Below are 15,100 nucleotides of genomic sequence, written 5' to 3' on the forward strand. Positions count from 1 at the left end.
GCGGTCACGCCCGTTTTTTGTCGTCATCCTCTTCGCCACGGTTAAGAAACGCAGTCTCAAGGTCTTTTTGCAGTTCCTTGGCGCGGTCTACATAGGCCTTGTTCTGTGACGGCTCCACGTCAGGGCGCCATAGGCTGGCGAGTTCCCGCACCGACATGCGGTCATGCGCGTAGAACATTTTTTCTGCCTCATGCGCCTCAAATTCCGAAAGCCCAAGGTTCTCTAGAACATAGCGGCCCGCCCGCAGCGACCCGTCGAACATCTCTCGCACGATATCGGACGATCCAGCCTGATACTGGCGGTATACATCCGTGCGGTCATGTGCGCGGCTGACAATATGCAGATCGGGACGTTCCTTGCGGGCATAAGCGATCAGGGACAGTGCTGCTTTGGGATCGTCAAGTGCAACGACAAGTACACGAGCATCCTTCAGACCTGCTTTGCGCAGGATGTCCGCACGCGTCGGATCGCCAAGGAAAGCCTTGAACCCGAAGCGCCGCATGACAGCAATTGTCTGGGGATTATGATCCAACACCACGGTTTGAAAGCCGCTCGCCTGGACAAGCCGGTTTACGATTTGGCCAAACCGACCGATGCCAGCGATGATGACGGGACCTTCCTCGTCGATTTCATCCGGTACGATCGGCCCACTGGCTTCTTCCATACGTTTGCTGATCTGATCGTACAGAATGAACAGGAGGGGTGTAATCAGCATGGACAGGGCAATCACCAGCAACAGCGTCTCGGCCACCTCGTTTGGCATGACGCCCGTTGTTACAGAGAAGCTGACCAACACAAAACCGAATTCGCCAGCCTGTGCCAATGCGAGGGCAAACAGCCACTGATCCCGCCCGCGCAGCTTGAATAACCGTGCAAGCCCGAAGAGGATCAGACCCTTCACGATGATAACCAACAGCGCCATTCCAATGATGATGACACTGTCGGCAAAAAGTAGCTCAAAGTTGATGCCCGCGCCCACGGTAATAAAAAACAGCCCCAAGAGCAGACCTTTGAAGGGTTCAAGGTCAGTCTCAAGCTCGTGCCGGAACTCCGAACTGGCAAGGACGACCCCCGCCAGAAACGCACCCAACGCAGGTGAAAGCCCCACAAGCATCATCAGAAACGAAATGCCCACGACAATCAGCAAGGCCAGCGCGGTGTACATTTCGCGCAGTTTGGCGGAGTGGATAAAACGGAAAACCGGCCGCGTGAAGAAGATGCCGACAATGATAATCGCGGCGATCGCCCCGATGGTGACCAGAGTGATCCCCCAGCCCGGCAGGCCCTGCACAAATGCAAAGGCAGCTTCAGCGGCGGCAGGGCCATGATGCGCGTCGACTGCATTGTGCGCTGCATCAACCTCATCCGTGCTGATAGAGATCGACCCGTCCGGCATCACCCCTGCAACAGTCGACAATGCCAGCAGCGGAAGCAACGCCAGAATGGGAATGACCGCGATATCCTGCGTGAGGAGTACAGAGAAAACAGATCGCCCCCCGCCGGTCTGCATCAGGTTCTTTTCCGACAGGGTTTGCAGAACAATCGCGGTGGAAGACAGCGCCAGCGTCAATCCAATGGCCAAAGCGACATTCCAGGGCTGGTTGTAGGCCATGGCAATGCCCATCAGGGCAGCGGTCGACAGAACGACTTGCAGACCACCCAAGCCAAGCAACCTGTGCCGCATATCCCACAAGGCGCGGGGCTCTAGCTCAAGTCCGATAAGAAACAGCATCACCACGACGCCGAATTCGGCGAAGTGTTGCAAATCCTTCGTTTCTGACCCCACGAGCCCCAGAACCGGACCAATCATAATGCCCGCAGCTAGATACCCCAGTACCGAACCCAGCCCCAACCTTGCGGCAATGGGCACGGCGATGACAGCCGCTGCCAGATAGATTGACGCTTGAAACAGGAAGCCTTCCATGGTGGTCCTTTCTGCAGCGCCGGTCAGAGCGCAAGGGGCGGGCAGGTGGGCGATGGCTTCGCCCGTCATATCGTGTTCAGGTGGGCAAAGGCCCGTCGGGTTTAAGCTGATCCATCACGATCTGGCTGTGTACCCGTGCGACCGCAGCATGCGGCAACAGCACTTCGTGGATCAGCCGGTTCAAATGCGGCAGATCATCACAATAGACGCGCAACAGGTAATCCGCATCCCCTGTCATGGTCCAGGCGCTCACAATTTCGGGACGGGTCGCCAGCAACTGCGCAAAACTGCGCGAGTGCTCGGGGCCGTGCGTGTTGAGGTGAACCTGCACAAAGCCCTGCACGTTTAACCCGAGCTTCAAGGGATCAAGGCGTGCAGTATAGCCAGTGATATACCCTTCGGCCTCAAGCCGCTGGCGTCGCCGTCCCGCCTGAGAGGCGGACAGATGCAGCCGTTCGCCCATCTCATGTGCTGTCAGATGCGCATCGCGCTGAAGCGCGGCCAACAATCGGGTGTCTGTGTCGTCTAGCATCCTGCATCCTTCCGTGCGTTGTTTCCGCATGAATTTCGCCTCTATTGGCGGATGTCTGCGCCATTGGCCAGTATCGAGCGCCGATATGCGCAAATATTGCCTTCAATGGGCGATAGTCTGCTCAAAGCTGCCCCTTTTTTGATCTCAGGAGACATCGCATGGGTCCTTTCCCGCATGACGCACCGAAATCTATCATTAGCGCTGAAAATCCGGCTGGCACGGACGGGTTCGAATTTGTCGAGTTCGCAAGCCCTGATCCGGAAGCACTGCGCGCGCTTTTCACCCGCATGGGTTACGCACACGTGGCCAATCACAAGTCGCGTGCGGTCGAGCTTTGGCAACAGGGCGACATCACTTACGTGCTGAACGCTGACCCGAACAGCTTTGCCGCGCAATTTGTCGAAGAGCACGGTCCCTGCGCCCCCTCAATGGGATGGCGCGTGGTGGATGCGCAAAAGGCGCTGGCCCATGCTGTCGCTCAGGGTGCAGAGGAATATACCGGCGAAGGTAAAGTGCTGGATGTGCCCGCCATCATGGGCATCGGCGGATCGTTGATCTATTTCATCGACCAATACTACGACACGTCGCCATATAACTGGGAATACGACTGGATCGCAGACTCAAAACCTGATGGCGTCGGGTTCTACTATCTGGATCACCTGACCCATAATGTTTTCAAGGGCAACATGGACGTCTGGTTCAAGTTCTACGGAGACCTGTTCAATTTTCGCGAGATCCGGTTTTTTGACATTTCCGGCAAGTTCACCGGGCTGACCAGTCGTGCGCTGACTTCGCCCTGCGGACGCATCCGTATTCCAATCAACGAGGACCGCGATGAGAAAGGCCAGATTGTTGCCTATCTCAAGAAATACAAAGGTGAAGGCATCCAGCATATCGCTGTCGGGGCACGTGACATCTATGATGCGACGGACGCGATTGCCGAGAAAGGCGTGACCTTTATGCCCGGACCGCCCGACACCTATTACGAGATGAGCACCGGGCGGGTGAAAGACCACCAAGAGCCGCTGGACCGGATGAAGAAACACGGCATTCTGATCGACGGGGAAGGGGTTGTTGATGGTGGAGAGACACGCATCCTGCTCCAGATATTTTCAAAAACCGTCATCGGACCAATCTTCTTTGAGTTTATTGAACGCAAAGGCGATGACGGGTTTGGTGAAGGTAATTTTAAAGCTCTCTTTGAGAGCATCGAACAGGAACAGATCAATAGCGGTGAGTTGAAAGACGCATCCTAGCGGATCAACGATTTCGCACCGATACAATTGAACTGCTTCTTGGGGCGGTTCTTATCTTGGCATCTTGAGGACGACGTTGCGGCCACTTTTTGTGTACCGCAACTCGCCCTCACCGATGGCGGAAACCTGTCCACCGTCAATGCGGTCGCCAACAACGACCTTTTTGTACCGCCCGTTACCAAGCCGTACCAGCGCACGGCGACTGGACGGTTTGCCATAAACGCCAATCAGGTTGATCTTACGCAAGTTCAACGCGTTCTTAACCGTGGCCTGCTTTGCCACAGAGGTTTTCGACGGCGTCTTGGGTGTGACCACGCGCGGTGCCACGGCAGCAGCACTTGCAACGCGGACCTCGTCCTTTTGCGCGTTGCGCTGTGCACGTTTTACAATCCTGCTAAAATTGCGCGGGCGCAGATCAGGCCGGACGGAGGCTTTGACAGCGTGTTTGGTTGCGTTCTGGATTGCCGGCGGGGTCGCCAGTGCAAGTGCTACGGCACCGGCTGTCGCAATTGTTGCGGGCTCGGGGTCTGCCGGAGCAGGGGCCGCCGCAGCTTCGGCTTCTTGTTGTAGCGATACAGGGCGCAAAGCAGGGCGTAACCGCGACAGTTCGCGGCGGGTAAGGCCGTCGAGCTGCGCACGTTCGGTTCGCTCGACCAGTCCGGCAGGGCGCGGAGCAGGGCGTGCGGCGGCAAGCGCAGATATGATCGCGGTATCTTCCGGCTCTTTCTCAAGACGAACAGGTGTGGCTGGTGGCACCAAGGGAGGCTTGCCCAGAATAACGGTGAACCCGTCAGGGCTGAGTGCGCCAAGTGCCGTGGGTATTACCAGCCCTGCATCATCCAGCGCAAATTGCGTGCCTGCCGCAGCAGGAGAGGAAAACGCTGCGAGGACAACATCCGTTGAAAAGCTGCTGATGGCAGGCAGGGCAATCGCATCCGTGGCGGTACTGACGGGATCAATGCTCGTCAGGTAGAGATTTTCGATGTCGACCAGTTCGGCGGGTTCGGGCGGTACGACAGGGCTACTGGTCCAAATGCCTGTTGCTGCATATTTCGCTTCAACCTCGGCAGCACTCGGCGCGACGGGGTCTGCGGGGACAACTGGTTCACGCAGAGCATCCAGAACTGCTGTGTCTTCTTCGGTCAAGGTCGGATCGAGACTTGCAACCTGTATCTGTGGCTCTTCCGCCGGAGCGTCCTTTGGTGGTTCAATTTGGGCGCTTTTCGGCGCGCGGTCACCAAAGAGGCGGGACAGGGCCATGCCGTCATCAAGAAACACGGATGCCCATGCCGCTACACCGGCAAGAAACACCAGCAAAGCTGCCGTCAGGATCAACCCGAGAAACCGTGGCTTGCCGCCTACGTTCGTTTTTCGTGCGCCGAAGATCGTCATGCGATCTTCTTCGGAGCCTGCGTCCGCTGCTGCTGTTGCCGCGGTGGCCTTTCGCTTGGCGGGTGGAGACTTTGGTTTCCGGCGGCTCAGGAAGCCTGCCTTGGCAGGAGCAGGTTCAGCAGCAGGAGCCGCCGGTGCGATGGGCGGGACAGGATCAGCAACCTGCGTGGCGGCTGTAATCTCAGGCTCAATATCAATCTTCGGAGCCGTGACATTGGCTTTTGGCAGTTCAACGGGTGGAACGGCAGCAGGCGGTTGTGGGGCCTGTTTGTCCCGCGTGACACCTTGCAGGCCGGGTCCTGCGGGTTTCTCACCGCCACGTCTGCTGGCAAAACCCAATGTTGGCTGGGCGGTCTCTTTACTCTCTTCGGCAGGTTGCGGTGATGCGACCTCCGCTTCCTTTGTGACGGGAACCGAAGGCGGTTCGGCAGGCGCGCTTGCCGTCGCCTCTGCTGTGTCTTTCGTAGCTTGCTCGGTTGGCTTTTCTTCTTCATCCGCAGGTACAGTTTCGGACAAAGTCTCCACATCAACCGGAACATCATCCGGCGTCTTCGCATCGTCCGCCACAGGACCTTTCGGTGTCTCGATGTCGCCAATCACGACAACAGCTATGCCGTCAGGTTCAACCTCCTCACCGTTTTCGAGCAATGTTGCGGCTGTGGCCGTGACCCCGAAGAATGGCTCCCCTAGATACGTATTGTCCCCTGGTACGGCAGCAAAGCTGACGGGATGGAAGCGGTGATCGTTGGCAAATGCCTCGGCTTCGGTCAGCGTTTCCTTGGCAACGGCAGCGATGTGGGTCTGATCGCCATCGACGCTGATGTCGTAGGCAAGATCTTCGACCGCGTAGGGCGTCGCACCGTCAAGCGCGATGGTCGCCGCCGCGCGTCGGGCGGCATCGTCCATGTCCGGTGTATCAATGGTCAGATACTTGATTTGTTCGTTGGGCAGCAGCACCTTGGTCCGCACGCCGCCCGGCTCCAGCGCGGTTGCCGTCTTGCGCAGCACGGCAAATGCACCGTGCATGTCTTCGGCATCAAGTGCGACGTCGCCGACCACACGCCACCCTCCTGCTGCACGGTGCAACAGACGGATACCGTCGAACGAAAGGGAAAGGGCGAAACTGGGCTTCATCGCTACGACTTTAACACAAGGACGGGCAGATGCATCATACCTGCCGATTGATTAAAGAATAGCGCGTGCCGTTGCGCATGAAAAGGCCTGCGGCAGGGTGACGCCCGCCGCAGGCCATTCTACGCATTTGGATAAGGGGCTGTGATGCTTCCTATCCGGCTTACACCTTAGCTTGATGCCTTGCTGAGCGCCTGATCCAGATCAGCGATCAGATCAGCGGCGTCTTCTGTGCCGATGGACAGACGTACCACGTTCGGGCCTGCACCGGCGGCTTCTTGCTGCTCTGCTGACAATTGGCGGTGTGTGGTGGACGCAGAGTGGATCACAAGGCTGCGTGCATCACCAAGGTTTGCAACGTGGCTGAAGATTTCCAGCGCGTTCACCAGTTTGACACAAGCCTCATAGCCGCCCTTCACAGAGATCGTGAACAGCGCGCCTGCACCTTTGGGGCAGACCTTGGCGACACGGTCATAATAGGGCGAGGATTTCAGACCGGCATAGGTAACCTTCTCGATCCGGTCATCCTGCTCCAGCCATTCGGCCACTTTGATCGCGTTCTCTACGTGACGTTCCATCCGCAGCGACAGCGTCTCCGTGCCCATCAGAGTATAGTGCGCGGCTTGCGGGTTCATCGTCATGCCCAGATCACGCAGACCGATTGCAATGCCGTGGAAGGTGAAGGCAAGGTTGCCGAATGTCTCGTGAAACTTCAGGCCGTGATAGGCGGGCTCCGGCTGGCTGAGCGAGGGGAACTTGTCATTGGCGGACCAGTCGAATTTGCCTGAATCCACAATAGCACCACCGGTAACAGTGCCGTTGCCGGTCAGATACTTGGTGGTGGAATGCACAACGAGGGTTGCACCATGCTCGATCGGGCGGCAGAGAAACGGTGTCGCCGTGGTGTTGTCGATGATCAGCGGAATTTCAGCCGCATCCGCGATGTCGGCGATGGCACGCACGTCCATGATATAGCCGCCGGGGTTCGCGATGGCCTCACCGAAAACGGCGCGGGTGTTCTCATCAATCGCGTCCTTCACGGCATCCAGATCGTCGAAATCGACAAATTTGCATTCCCAGCCAAAGCGTTTGATCGTGTGGCTGAACTGCGTGACCGTGCCACCGTAAAGACGTGTGGATGCAACGATGTTCTTGCCCGGTCCCATCAGCGGGAAAAGCGCCATGATCTGAGCGGCATGGCCGGAAGAACAGCATACCGCGCCGACACCACCTTCAAGCGTTGCAATACGTTCCTGCAAAACGGCAACCGTCGGGTTGGTCAGGCGCGAATAAATGTAGCCGACTTCCTGAAGGTTGAAGAGCGCTGCGGCGTGATCGGCGTCGCGAAAGACATAGGCCGTGGTCTGGTAGATCGGCGTCTGGCGCGCGCCGGTGGCGGGGTCGGGCCGTGCGCCTGCGTGGATCTGCAGCGTATCAAAGCCGTAAGTTGCGTCTGTCATGTGTCTCTCCCTTGGAATGCCGCCTGATGCGGATTGCCTCTTCGATACGGGAACCTGTTGGCCCAGACAAGAGAGCGGACGCGGGCAAGAACAGCGTTTTGGAAAGCGATGGCAGCGTTGGCGCGCTGTTCCGCAGATGGCATGTTTGTCGAAACGATAGTTTATCGGGGCAGTTTTGACCACATACATACAATGTATGTTGACAGACTCAGTAGTGAAAGCATACATGTATAGTATGTTTTGAGCAGGAGTTTTCAAAATGGGTAAAATAGAAAAAATCAGCGCACCCAAAGCCGGAACTGCAGAGCGTTCTGCGCAGCGGGCACGCAGAAAAGAAGCCGTTGCGAAGGCTTCAACCGTGACCTTCACGCTGGAGCCGACAGTTAAACGCGCTATCGCAGCTCAGGCGAAAGCCGCAGGCATGAATGTGACGCACTACTTGCAGATGATGGTGGAAAATCACGTGATTGATCATGCCGCCAAGGGCGATCCGCTTGCAACACGTCTCGCGGCAAAGCGCTTTGTCATCAATCATGCGGTGGCATTGGCAGGATCTCTGTACAGCGCGGGCAAATTTGACGAGCACTTCATCCTGACCGTGGTGCGGGAAGCGGAGAAATCGCCCGAGTTTTCTGCGAACTACGCAGAAGCAGTGGGTGGCGAGGACGCCGACGGAACACGGGCAGCAGCGCGTGCGCGGGTATCACTGAACCAGCAGATCGGTCGCGTAATCAAAAAAGCAGCGGGTGCGCGCAGCAAGCGGCTGGCAAGTGGCAAAATCGCCCGGGCGCAGGTCACGGATGCGATTGTTTCGACCTATACGCTGCTCGACAAAGCGGCTTGATCTAACGGATCCAGAAGCCATTCTTTTTTATCTGGTTACGGATCATCTGCTCGCGTCTGGGCAGGTGATCCTGATCAAACAGCGCACGCACTTTGTGGCCACGGCCCTGATAGATCGTGCGTTTGATCGCGTTTGATCCCTTTAGCACCTTCTTGAGCTTGTTGGGGGCGGTTACTGTTTCAAGCACCTCAATGGCGCGCTCGCTTTCGCGGGCATAAAGGAGGGGCAGGAAACGATAGTGACAGCTCACTTCCCCGTCCAGATACCCCGGTGCAAGTGTATCCCGTCCACCGCCCAAAGCATGGATGGCCAGCGGCAACGCGATCTGATCCAGCCAGGGATCAAAGCTCTGCGCACACAACTCGACCGGCGGCGTGTCACGGATGGCTAACGCGTATTGCAGAAATTTCGCGCCGAACTGGCGGGGACAGCGGTAATAGAAAAAACCTGCATTAAAATAGAGATACCTGCGCCAGTATTCGTCAGGCTGGGTCAGATCGAGGCTACTTTCAAAATCCAGTCCGAACTTGTCATAAAGCGATTTCCACAAGCCAGTATACCCGGGGCCATAAATCTGCGGTTCCGGCCATGTACCTTCGCGGCGCAGTGACGCGCTGGGCCTGTCAAAATTGAAAGGAACCGAATTGAGGTCGCCGGTGATCAGCGTGTCTGTATCGAAGAACACAAAGGGCTCACCCTTGGGCAACACCTTGAGCATCTCGATCTTGTTTCCGTAGGGGTATTTCTGGCCAAAATGTGTGTTCTCGAAGGGGATAATCTCTGCGCCAAGCTCAATAAGGGCAGCGCGGATATCAGCGTTCTTGATCCTTGGATCGTTCTCCCATCGCACACCGGGTTGCGGCTCTGCGACGAACAATCGGCCTTTGAAATCGGGGCTGGAGTGCCGCAGGGAAGCGGCGAATATGAGCGCCTCATATGCAAGCCGGCCTTGTTGACCGACGATTGCCACGTTGAAAGTTTGCGAGCCTGCTGCTTTGCGTGCCATAGTCGCGCGACGCCTTTTGTTTTTTACGACTATAGCGCCGTTTGGCATGGCACAAAAGATGCCATTTGCCACCATTCCGAGGGGGAAAATGATGTTTGATCTGGTATTTGCACTAATTGCAGCGGGCATGAACGGTGCCCCGTCGACAGCACCAGAGGTCACCGCCGCGGCGTCGGCGGCGCAGATGGCTGGCAGTCCGACGGTGCAGATTGCCCCTAATAGTGTGGTGATCGGGCAGGGTGTCGTGAAACCAACGACCCCCGCACCCCTTGAGGTGCAAAGCACCCAAGGGGATTCATTCAATATGGCGGTGGTGCCGCCCGGGCTGGTTGCTGATCCACAGGTCCCCAGCGGCAAATTCACAACGGCTGCAGAGGTGAAACCGATACTTAGTGCCACCAAGGGCAACTGGGTCGCCATTCGCGAGTATGAAGGGCAGGACTGGCTTTATATAACCCACCTCTGGGCGTGGCGTTGCGGGCTGAAGGCAATCGCGATTTCCATCAATCAAGAGCCGATGCAGAATTGGCCGGTGCCCGATTGTCACGAAAAGTACACGACCCCCAACGCAGTGCTCGAAGGCGACGGCCTGCCGTACCTTACGCTAAAGCTTGGCGGCGTGCAGACGGTGACCATCCAGATCGTCTATGACGACCTGTCGATGGACGTCGCGCAGTTCGAGCGTGGCAACATTTTGATCCCCTAAGAGACACTTTCTTCATGAGTGATTCGGAGCCGGCTACACGGCGCGCATCACGGATTAACAGTCTGTTAATTTGGTCAATATTGACGTTTGAAAGGAAACAATTCCCCCTACCAATCCGCTCCGTGACGGGTCACTGATGCCCAAACGTGACCAATGTGTGTTTTTTGCTGACCGTAATTAAGGCAATGCCTAAGACCGTCTGCGATACATTCAAATGCGCCAGGAGCCTGCCATGCTAGATGCGACACCAAAAGTACCTGTTACCGTTACTCTGGGATGCGATCCCCAAGTGACTGTTACTCTGACTGAAACACCAACGGGTACTATATTCGTTTCCATCGCTCCGACTGATCCGGCGATGCCTGTCGGTGATATCGACGGGATCTTCTTTAACCTGACTGACGACAGCACCCTCGACACAGTTAATTTCTTCCCTGAACCTAACACAGGGTCGATCTTTGCACCGGTAACTGGTGTGCAAGCTGCAGCGGATGCTGTGAACACGCTTTCTAACGGCGCACAAACCGCAGACAGCTATGACATCGGTATCCAGTTCGGGACAGTAGACGATTCCACCCAAGGTGTGGTGCCGCAGACGGCCTTCACCCTTTTCGCGGACAACGGGCCGTTGCTACTGGAAGACCTCGACCTTGATAGCCTTGCAACCGTTGTAAACTCCGACGGCGGCAACGGTCAGGTTCTGACAACTGGCGATACGCCTGATGATGATCCGGTGCTCGTGGTCAAGGAAATCCTGTTCGAAGACTTCGACGACATTCACAGGGCCACCGATTCAGACGCAATCGAAAGCAACACCGGTTGGGCTGTCGCATGGGACAAACTGGTCACCAATGGTCACAACGACGGTACCGTGACCTTTGAAGAGGTCGAAACAGACGGTCCCGTGACCCTGACAATGGACCTGAACACACACGACACACACAAGTTTGAAAACTCCGGCGCATATGCGGACAGCTTGCGCGTAGAGGTCAGCATCGATGGCGGCGAATGGGTTTTGCTGGACGAGTATGAAGTGAACGACGCGGGAACGGCAATTGTCGGTTCTGAAACCGGCCAGTCATTCGGCAACAGCGGCAATACCGTCAGCTATTCTGGCGGCATCCTCGATACGGCCGAAGATAACGTCCAGTTCCGTGTCGTCTCTGACATTTCTGCCGGTGACGAATACATCAAGATCGACAATGTCAGCATCACGGCAACCGAAGCCGAAGCGGTGCCGGGCGAGACCGAGCTTGTTCAATCCGAAGTGCTTGCGGATGACTTTAACGACATTTACCGCGCGACTGATTCCGATGTTGTCGAAAGCAATACCGGATGGGCTGCGGCATGGGACAAGCTGGTCACCAATGGTCATAACGACGGCACGCTCACCTTTGAAGAAGTTGCGACGGACGGTCCTGTCAGCCTGACAATGGATCTGAACACCCACGATACACACAAGTTTGAGAACTCCGGCGCATATGCGGACAGCCTGCGCGTTGAAGTCAGCATCGATGGTGGAGATTGGGTCCTTTTGGACGAGTATCAGGTCAACGATGCAGGCACGGCGATTGTCGGCTCCGAAACTGGTCAGACATTCGGCAACAGCGGCAGCACTGTCAACTACTCCGGCGGCATCCTTGATACCGCCGAAGAAAGCGCGCAGTTCCGCGTTGTGTCAGATATCTCTGCGGGTGACGAATACATCAAGATCGACAACGTCAGCATCGAAGCCTCCACGGAAGTTGCGGTTGAGGGCAGTGATGGCGACGCCGTCAAAGTCGATTTCGAGGGGCTGTCCTCTGGCGATGTGGTCGATGCCCAATTCGCAGGTGTCTCGATCTCTGCCCAGCGGGCAGGGGATGCGGACAACAGCGAAAACGATGCAATGATCTTTGACAGCAACGCACCAACGGGTGGCGACCATGATCTGGCGTTCGACAATCAGGACAACATCCTGATTATCTCTGAAGACAACGACAGTTCCGATGCGGACGATAATGCGCACGGCGGCACGATCACTTTTGATTTTGACGATCCATCCGATGTGGTCAGCATCACAATGCTGGACATCGAAGAAAGCGGCGGCACGATCGATTTGATCGACGCCAACGGTGATCTGATCCGGACAGTGGATATTCCTGTCACTGGCGACGGTGAAGCACAAGATGTCGATATTGATACCGCGGGTGTCTCAACCATGAATGTAAACATGGTCGGCTCCGGCGCGGTTGATGATCTGTGCTACATTCCGATGTCTGACGATGCAGATGATGAGTGCGGCGGCCAGTATGACGTGGGCTACATTGCCGGTATCCCTGTTTTGCAGCCGATCGACGAAGATCAGCTGAAAGACCTTGATGCGGCCGAAGACGACCTCGAAGCCGATGCTTTGATGTAAGACCGGTCAGGTTTATAAGAAAAGGCCCCTGCTTTTTAAGAAAGGCAGGGGCCTTTTGTGTTTTCGCTGACGGCGCATGGTCACGCCGTTTATTGGCGATCCCGTGATCCGGGTTTAAAAGCGCGTAGTGTCATCGCAGGCAACCGTCGCAGCACCTTGCGCCCCAAATCTCCATATTCGATCTCTCCGCCCAGCAGGCGCATGTATTCGTTCTTGAGCGTCGTCGAGCCAGCGAAGGCCCGCGCAAACGGACCCTTAAGGTGTTTTGAAAACATGATTGGCCGTATCATCCGTGCGATGGTGATCGCGCGGTGAATGGTGCTGAGGCTCTTGGCATAGTGTAATGTGGCAGAGGCGGGGTCTTTGGCGTGCAATGCCTCTGCGGCGCTTTGGGCGGCCAGGCTGCCGCTCTCAATTGCGAATGCGATGCCTTCACCGGTTACAGGGTCAACCAGACCCGCCGCATCGCCACAAAGCAACACGGCGTCGCGACCGGGTGTTTTGCGGAAATACCCGAAAGGGATAAAGTGTCCTCTGATCTTGAGCGCAGCCGGATCATGGCCAAGCTGTTCCAGATAACCATTCATCGCAGTTTTCAGGGCAGGATTGTAGCGTTGCAATCCGCCGATTCCGACCGTTGTGGTATGTGTTTTCGGGAAGGACCAGCCATATCCCCACACTGCAGCCGATAGATCAATCCGCACCGGCCCCTGATCGCGGCCTGCCTCTTTGGGAACTTCTGTTTCGAGCGCAAAGCCGATGTTGCGGCGATCATAGGCTGCGCCGAACAGCGCCTTGGCGACCCCGCTGTTGACCCCGTCAGCACCGATCACGACCTGTCCCGCAATTGTCCGCCCGTCCGCTAGCGTGACTCCGCCATGCGCCAGATCGTAAGATTGGATGCGCTGGCCAGAGAAATCGTTGGCACCGGCCTGAATTGCCAGATCAAACAAATGTGCATCAAAAGTTCGGCGCATGGTCAAAAAAAGCGGCGGAATATCCGAGATCAACCCTAGCGAGATGCCCTGATGCCAAAACGCTGCTGCGTCTTTACGCAACAAAACATCCTGAGGCGGATCTGCGTCAAACAAATCAAAATAGGCACGCCGTGCACGCCCCGTGATAAGGCCACCGCATAATTTGTCTCTGGGAAAACGGCTCTTGTCGATCAGCGCCGTTGAAAGACCCAACTTGCAACAGCGGTATGCCGCTGCTGCGCCGGCCGGACCGCCACCGATGACCACGACGTCGAAATTCAGGGTCCCGTTTGGGGTCATTCAGCCTTCTCATGGTCTACGCAGTAGTGGGGCGTTCAATAATGATAGAAGGGATGCCTCGGGAATGAAACCTTGGCCTTGGCATTCGGCTTTCGCACACATCTCGGCAATCTCGTTGTGAAGAGGCGCAAAAAACGAAAATCCAATGCTCATTTGATGTAACGGCAAAGCTGTCATATCAAATGGATGGAAAGTGGTGGGCGACCCTGGAATCGAACCAGGCGTGCGTCTCCGCGAGGGAGTTACAGTCCCCTGCCACACCTTGCGGCCTGTCGCCCACTGCGTCCTTCGCATTGCGCTGGACGTGGGGGCGTGATTACAAGCGGCCCTAAGGGGCGTCAAGGCAAAAACAGTCGTGTTTTGCACAGACCGCAAATAGGAATGAAAAGATGAAGAAACCCAAATGGGTCGTACAGAAAGAGCAGGACAAAAAGGCGCAGGAAAACCTGACTGTCTGGTTGTTCGGATTGCATGCCGTGCGCGACGCGCTGATGAACCCGGCCCGCGAGAAATTGACATTGATGGTCACACCGAATGCGCAGGCTAAGCTGGAAGAAGCGATTGCTTTTTCTGGTATGGAACCGCAGGTGCAGGACCCGCGCAAATTCAAACCACCGCTTGATTCCGGCTCTGTTCATCAGGGCGCTGTGCTTGAGGTAAAGCCGCTTAACTGGGGACGGCTTGAGGATGTCTGCATCGGGGACGCAGCACCGCGCGTACTGTTGCTTGACCGGGTGACTGATCCGCATAACGTGGGCGCGATCCTGCGCTCTGCCGAAGTATTGGGGGCCTCGGCCGTGATCGGAACGCGTCACCATTCCGCGCCTGAGACGGGTGCGCTGGCCAAAACGGCATCAGGTGCTCTGGAACGGCAACCCTATCTGCGGGTCCGGAACCTTGCTGATGCAATCCGTGCACTGCAAAACATGGGCTATCTTGTTCTCGGGCTGGACGGCGAGGCAGAGATATCTGTCGAACAGGCGGTTGAGGGCAAGCGGTCGCGTCCCGTCGCACTCGTTCTGGGAGCAGAGGGGCCGGGGCTGCGCGAGAAAACCCGCGAGACAGTTGACGCGCTGGTCAAGATTGACGCGGCAGGGCAGTTTGGTTCCCTCAACGTCTCAAACGCGGCGGCCATCGCCCTATATGCAGTAAGAGGCAACGCGTAGAGAGA

The 15,100-nt window shown here is 56.7% G+C and carries 11 protein-coding genes and 1 tRNA gene; 5 read left to right on the forward strand and 7 right to left on the reverse strand.

All coding sequences use genetic code 11. The features are described 5' to 3' along the window. Positions 1-4 precede the first annotated feature (4 nt). Together Z946_RS0114285 and Z946_RS0114290 are read right to left on the reverse strand one after the other, a co-directional pair. Positions 5-1,924 (reverse strand): cation:proton antiporter domain-containing protein, encoded by a 1,920-nt coding sequence (locus tag Z946_RS0114285; RefSeq protein ID WP_025056410.1) that lies wholly within the window; start codon positions 1,922-1,924, stop codon positions 5-7. A gap of 76 nt (positions 1,925-2,000) precedes the next feature. Next, a complete protein-coding gene (locus tag Z946_RS0114290) occupies positions 2,001-2,456 on the reverse strand; it encodes an Lrp/AsnC family transcriptional regulator (protein WP_025056411.1) in 456 nt (151 codons plus the stop codon). 158 nt (positions 2,457-2,614) lie between these two features. Here Z946_RS0114290 and hppD point away from each other — a divergent pair, with 158 nt between their 5' ends. Further along, the gene (gene hppD / locus Z946_RS0114300; RefSeq protein WP_025056412.1) at positions 2,615-3,712 is read left to right on the forward strand and encodes a 4-hydroxyphenylpyruvate dioxygenase; all 1,098 of its coding nucleotides are present in this window, start codon (positions 2,615-2,617) and stop codon (positions 3,710-3,712) included. A gap of 51 nt (positions 3,713-3,763) precedes the next feature. Here hppD and Z946_RS0114305 read toward each other — a convergent pair whose 3' ends face one another. Together Z946_RS0114305 and Z946_RS0114310 are read right to left on the reverse strand one after the other, a co-directional pair. Further along, complete coding sequence (locus Z946_RS0114305; protein ID WP_025056413.1) at positions 3,764-6,238, reverse strand: hypothetical protein; 2,475 nt, start codon at positions 6,236-6,238, stop codon at positions 3,764-3,766. A 167-nt stretch (positions 6,239-6,405) separates the two neighbouring features. Then, positions 6,406-7,695 carry an O-acetylhomoserine aminocarboxypropyltransferase/cysteine synthase family protein gene (locus Z946_RS0114310; protein ID WP_025056414.1) on the reverse strand — a complete coding sequence of 430 codons (1,290 nt, stop codon included), beginning with the start codon at positions 7,693-7,695 and terminating at the stop codon, positions 6,406-6,408. A gap of 259 nt (positions 7,696-7,954) precedes the next feature. On the opposite strand from Z946_RS0114310, the gene Z946_RS0114315 reads away from it, so the two are divergent. Next, a complete protein-coding gene (locus Z946_RS0114315) occupies positions 7,955-8,539 on the forward strand; it encodes a hypothetical protein (protein ID WP_025056415.1) in 585 nt (194 codons plus the stop codon). 1 nt (position 8,540) lies between these two features. Here the strand turns inward: Z946_RS0114315 and Z946_RS0114320 are convergent, their stop codons facing one another. Next, positions 8,541-9,545, reverse strand: a complete 1,005-nt coding sequence (locus Z946_RS0114320; RefSeq protein ID WP_025056416.1) for a hypothetical protein — start codon at positions 9,543-9,545, stop codon at positions 8,541-8,543. A gap of 91 nt (positions 9,546-9,636) precedes the next feature. Here Z946_RS0114320 and Z946_RS20750 point away from each other — a divergent pair, with 91 nt between their 5' ends. Both Z946_RS20750 and Z946_RS0114330 read left to right on the forward strand, forming a co-directional pair. Further along, positions 9,637-10,251 (forward strand): hypothetical protein, encoded by a 615-nt coding sequence (locus Z946_RS20750; protein WP_241461338.1) that lies wholly within the window; start codon positions 9,637-9,639, stop codon positions 10,249-10,251. 232 nt (positions 10,252-10,483) lie between these two features. Beyond that, a complete protein-coding gene (locus Z946_RS0114330) occupies positions 10,484-12,652 on the forward strand; it encodes a hypothetical protein (RefSeq protein WP_152540582.1) in 2,169 nt (722 codons plus the stop codon). An 89-nt stretch (positions 12,653-12,741) separates the two neighbouring features. Here the strand turns inward: Z946_RS0114330 and Z946_RS0114335 are convergent, their stop codons facing one another. Both Z946_RS0114335 and Z946_RS21530 read right to left on the reverse strand, forming a co-directional pair. Beyond that, on the reverse strand, positions 12,742-13,929 hold the full coding sequence (locus Z946_RS0114335; RefSeq protein WP_025056419.1) for a geranylgeranyl reductase family protein: 1,188 nt from the start codon (positions 13,927-13,929) through the stop codon (positions 12,742-12,744). A 194-nt stretch (positions 13,930-14,123) separates the two neighbouring features. Beyond that, positions 14,124-14,207: transfer RNA gene (locus tag Z946_RS21530), tRNA-Tyr, on the reverse strand. Between the two features lie 111 nt (positions 14,208-14,318). Between Z946_RS21530 and rlmB the strand changes: the two genes are divergently transcribed. Then, the gene (rlmB, locus tag Z946_RS0114340) at positions 14,319-15,095 is read left to right on the forward strand and encodes a 23S rRNA (guanosine(2251)-2'-O)-methyltransferase RlmB (protein ID WP_025056420.1); all 777 of its coding nucleotides are present in this window, start codon (positions 14,319-14,321) and stop codon (positions 15,093-15,095) included. Positions 15,096-15,100: the final 5 nt, after the last annotated feature.

The sequence above is a fragment of the Sulfitobacter noctilucicola genome (assembly GCF_000622385.1).
Classification (GTDB): Bacteria; Pseudomonadota; Alphaproteobacteria; order Rhodobacterales; family Rhodobacteraceae; genus Sulfitobacter; species Sulfitobacter noctilucicola.

What these genes read in the sequence shown, in the direction of transcription:
- Z946_RS0114285 (WP_025056410.1), bottom strand. Translation starts at nt 1,924, where the DNA reads ATGGAAGGCTTCCTGTTTCAAGCGTCAATCTATCTGGCAGCGGCTGTC.
- Z946_RS0114290 (WP_025056411.1), bottom strand. Translation starts at nt 2,456, where the DNA reads ATGCTAGACGACACAGACACCCGATTGTTGGCCGCGCTTCAGCGCGAT.
- hppD (WP_025056412.1), top strand. Translation starts at nt 2,615, where the DNA reads ATGGGTCCTTTCCCGCATGACGCACCGAAATCTATCATTAGCGCTGAA.
- Z946_RS0114305 (WP_025056413.1), bottom strand. Translation starts at nt 6,238, where the DNA reads ATGAAGCCCAGTTTCGCCCTTTCCCTTTCGTTCGACGGTATCCGTCTG.
- Z946_RS0114310 (WP_025056414.1), bottom strand. Translation starts at nt 7,695, where the DNA reads ATGACAGACGCAACTTACGGCTTTGATACGCTGCAGATCCACGCAGGC.
- Z946_RS0114315 (WP_025056415.1), top strand. Translation starts at nt 7,955, where the DNA reads ATGGGTAAAATAGAAAAAATCAGCGCACCCAAAGCCGGAACTGCAGAG.
- Z946_RS0114320 (WP_025056416.1), bottom strand. Translation starts at nt 9,545, where the DNA reads ATGGCACGCAAAGCAGCAGGCTCGCAAACTTTCAACGTGGCAATCGTC.
- Z946_RS20750 (WP_241461338.1), top strand. Translation starts at nt 9,637, where the DNA reads ATGTTTGATCTGGTATTTGCACTAATTGCAGCGGGCATGAACGGTGCC.
- Z946_RS0114330 (WP_152540582.1), top strand. Translation starts at nt 10,484, where the DNA reads ATGCTAGATGCGACACCAAAAGTACCTGTTACCGTTACTCTGGGATGC.
- Z946_RS0114335 (WP_025056419.1), bottom strand. Translation starts at nt 13,929, where the DNA reads ATGACCCCAAACGGGACCCTGAATTTCGACGTCGTGGTCATCGGTGGC.
- rlmB (WP_025056420.1), top strand. Translation starts at nt 14,319, where the DNA reads ATGAAGAAACCCAAATGGGTCGTACAGAAAGAGCAGGACAAAAAGGCG.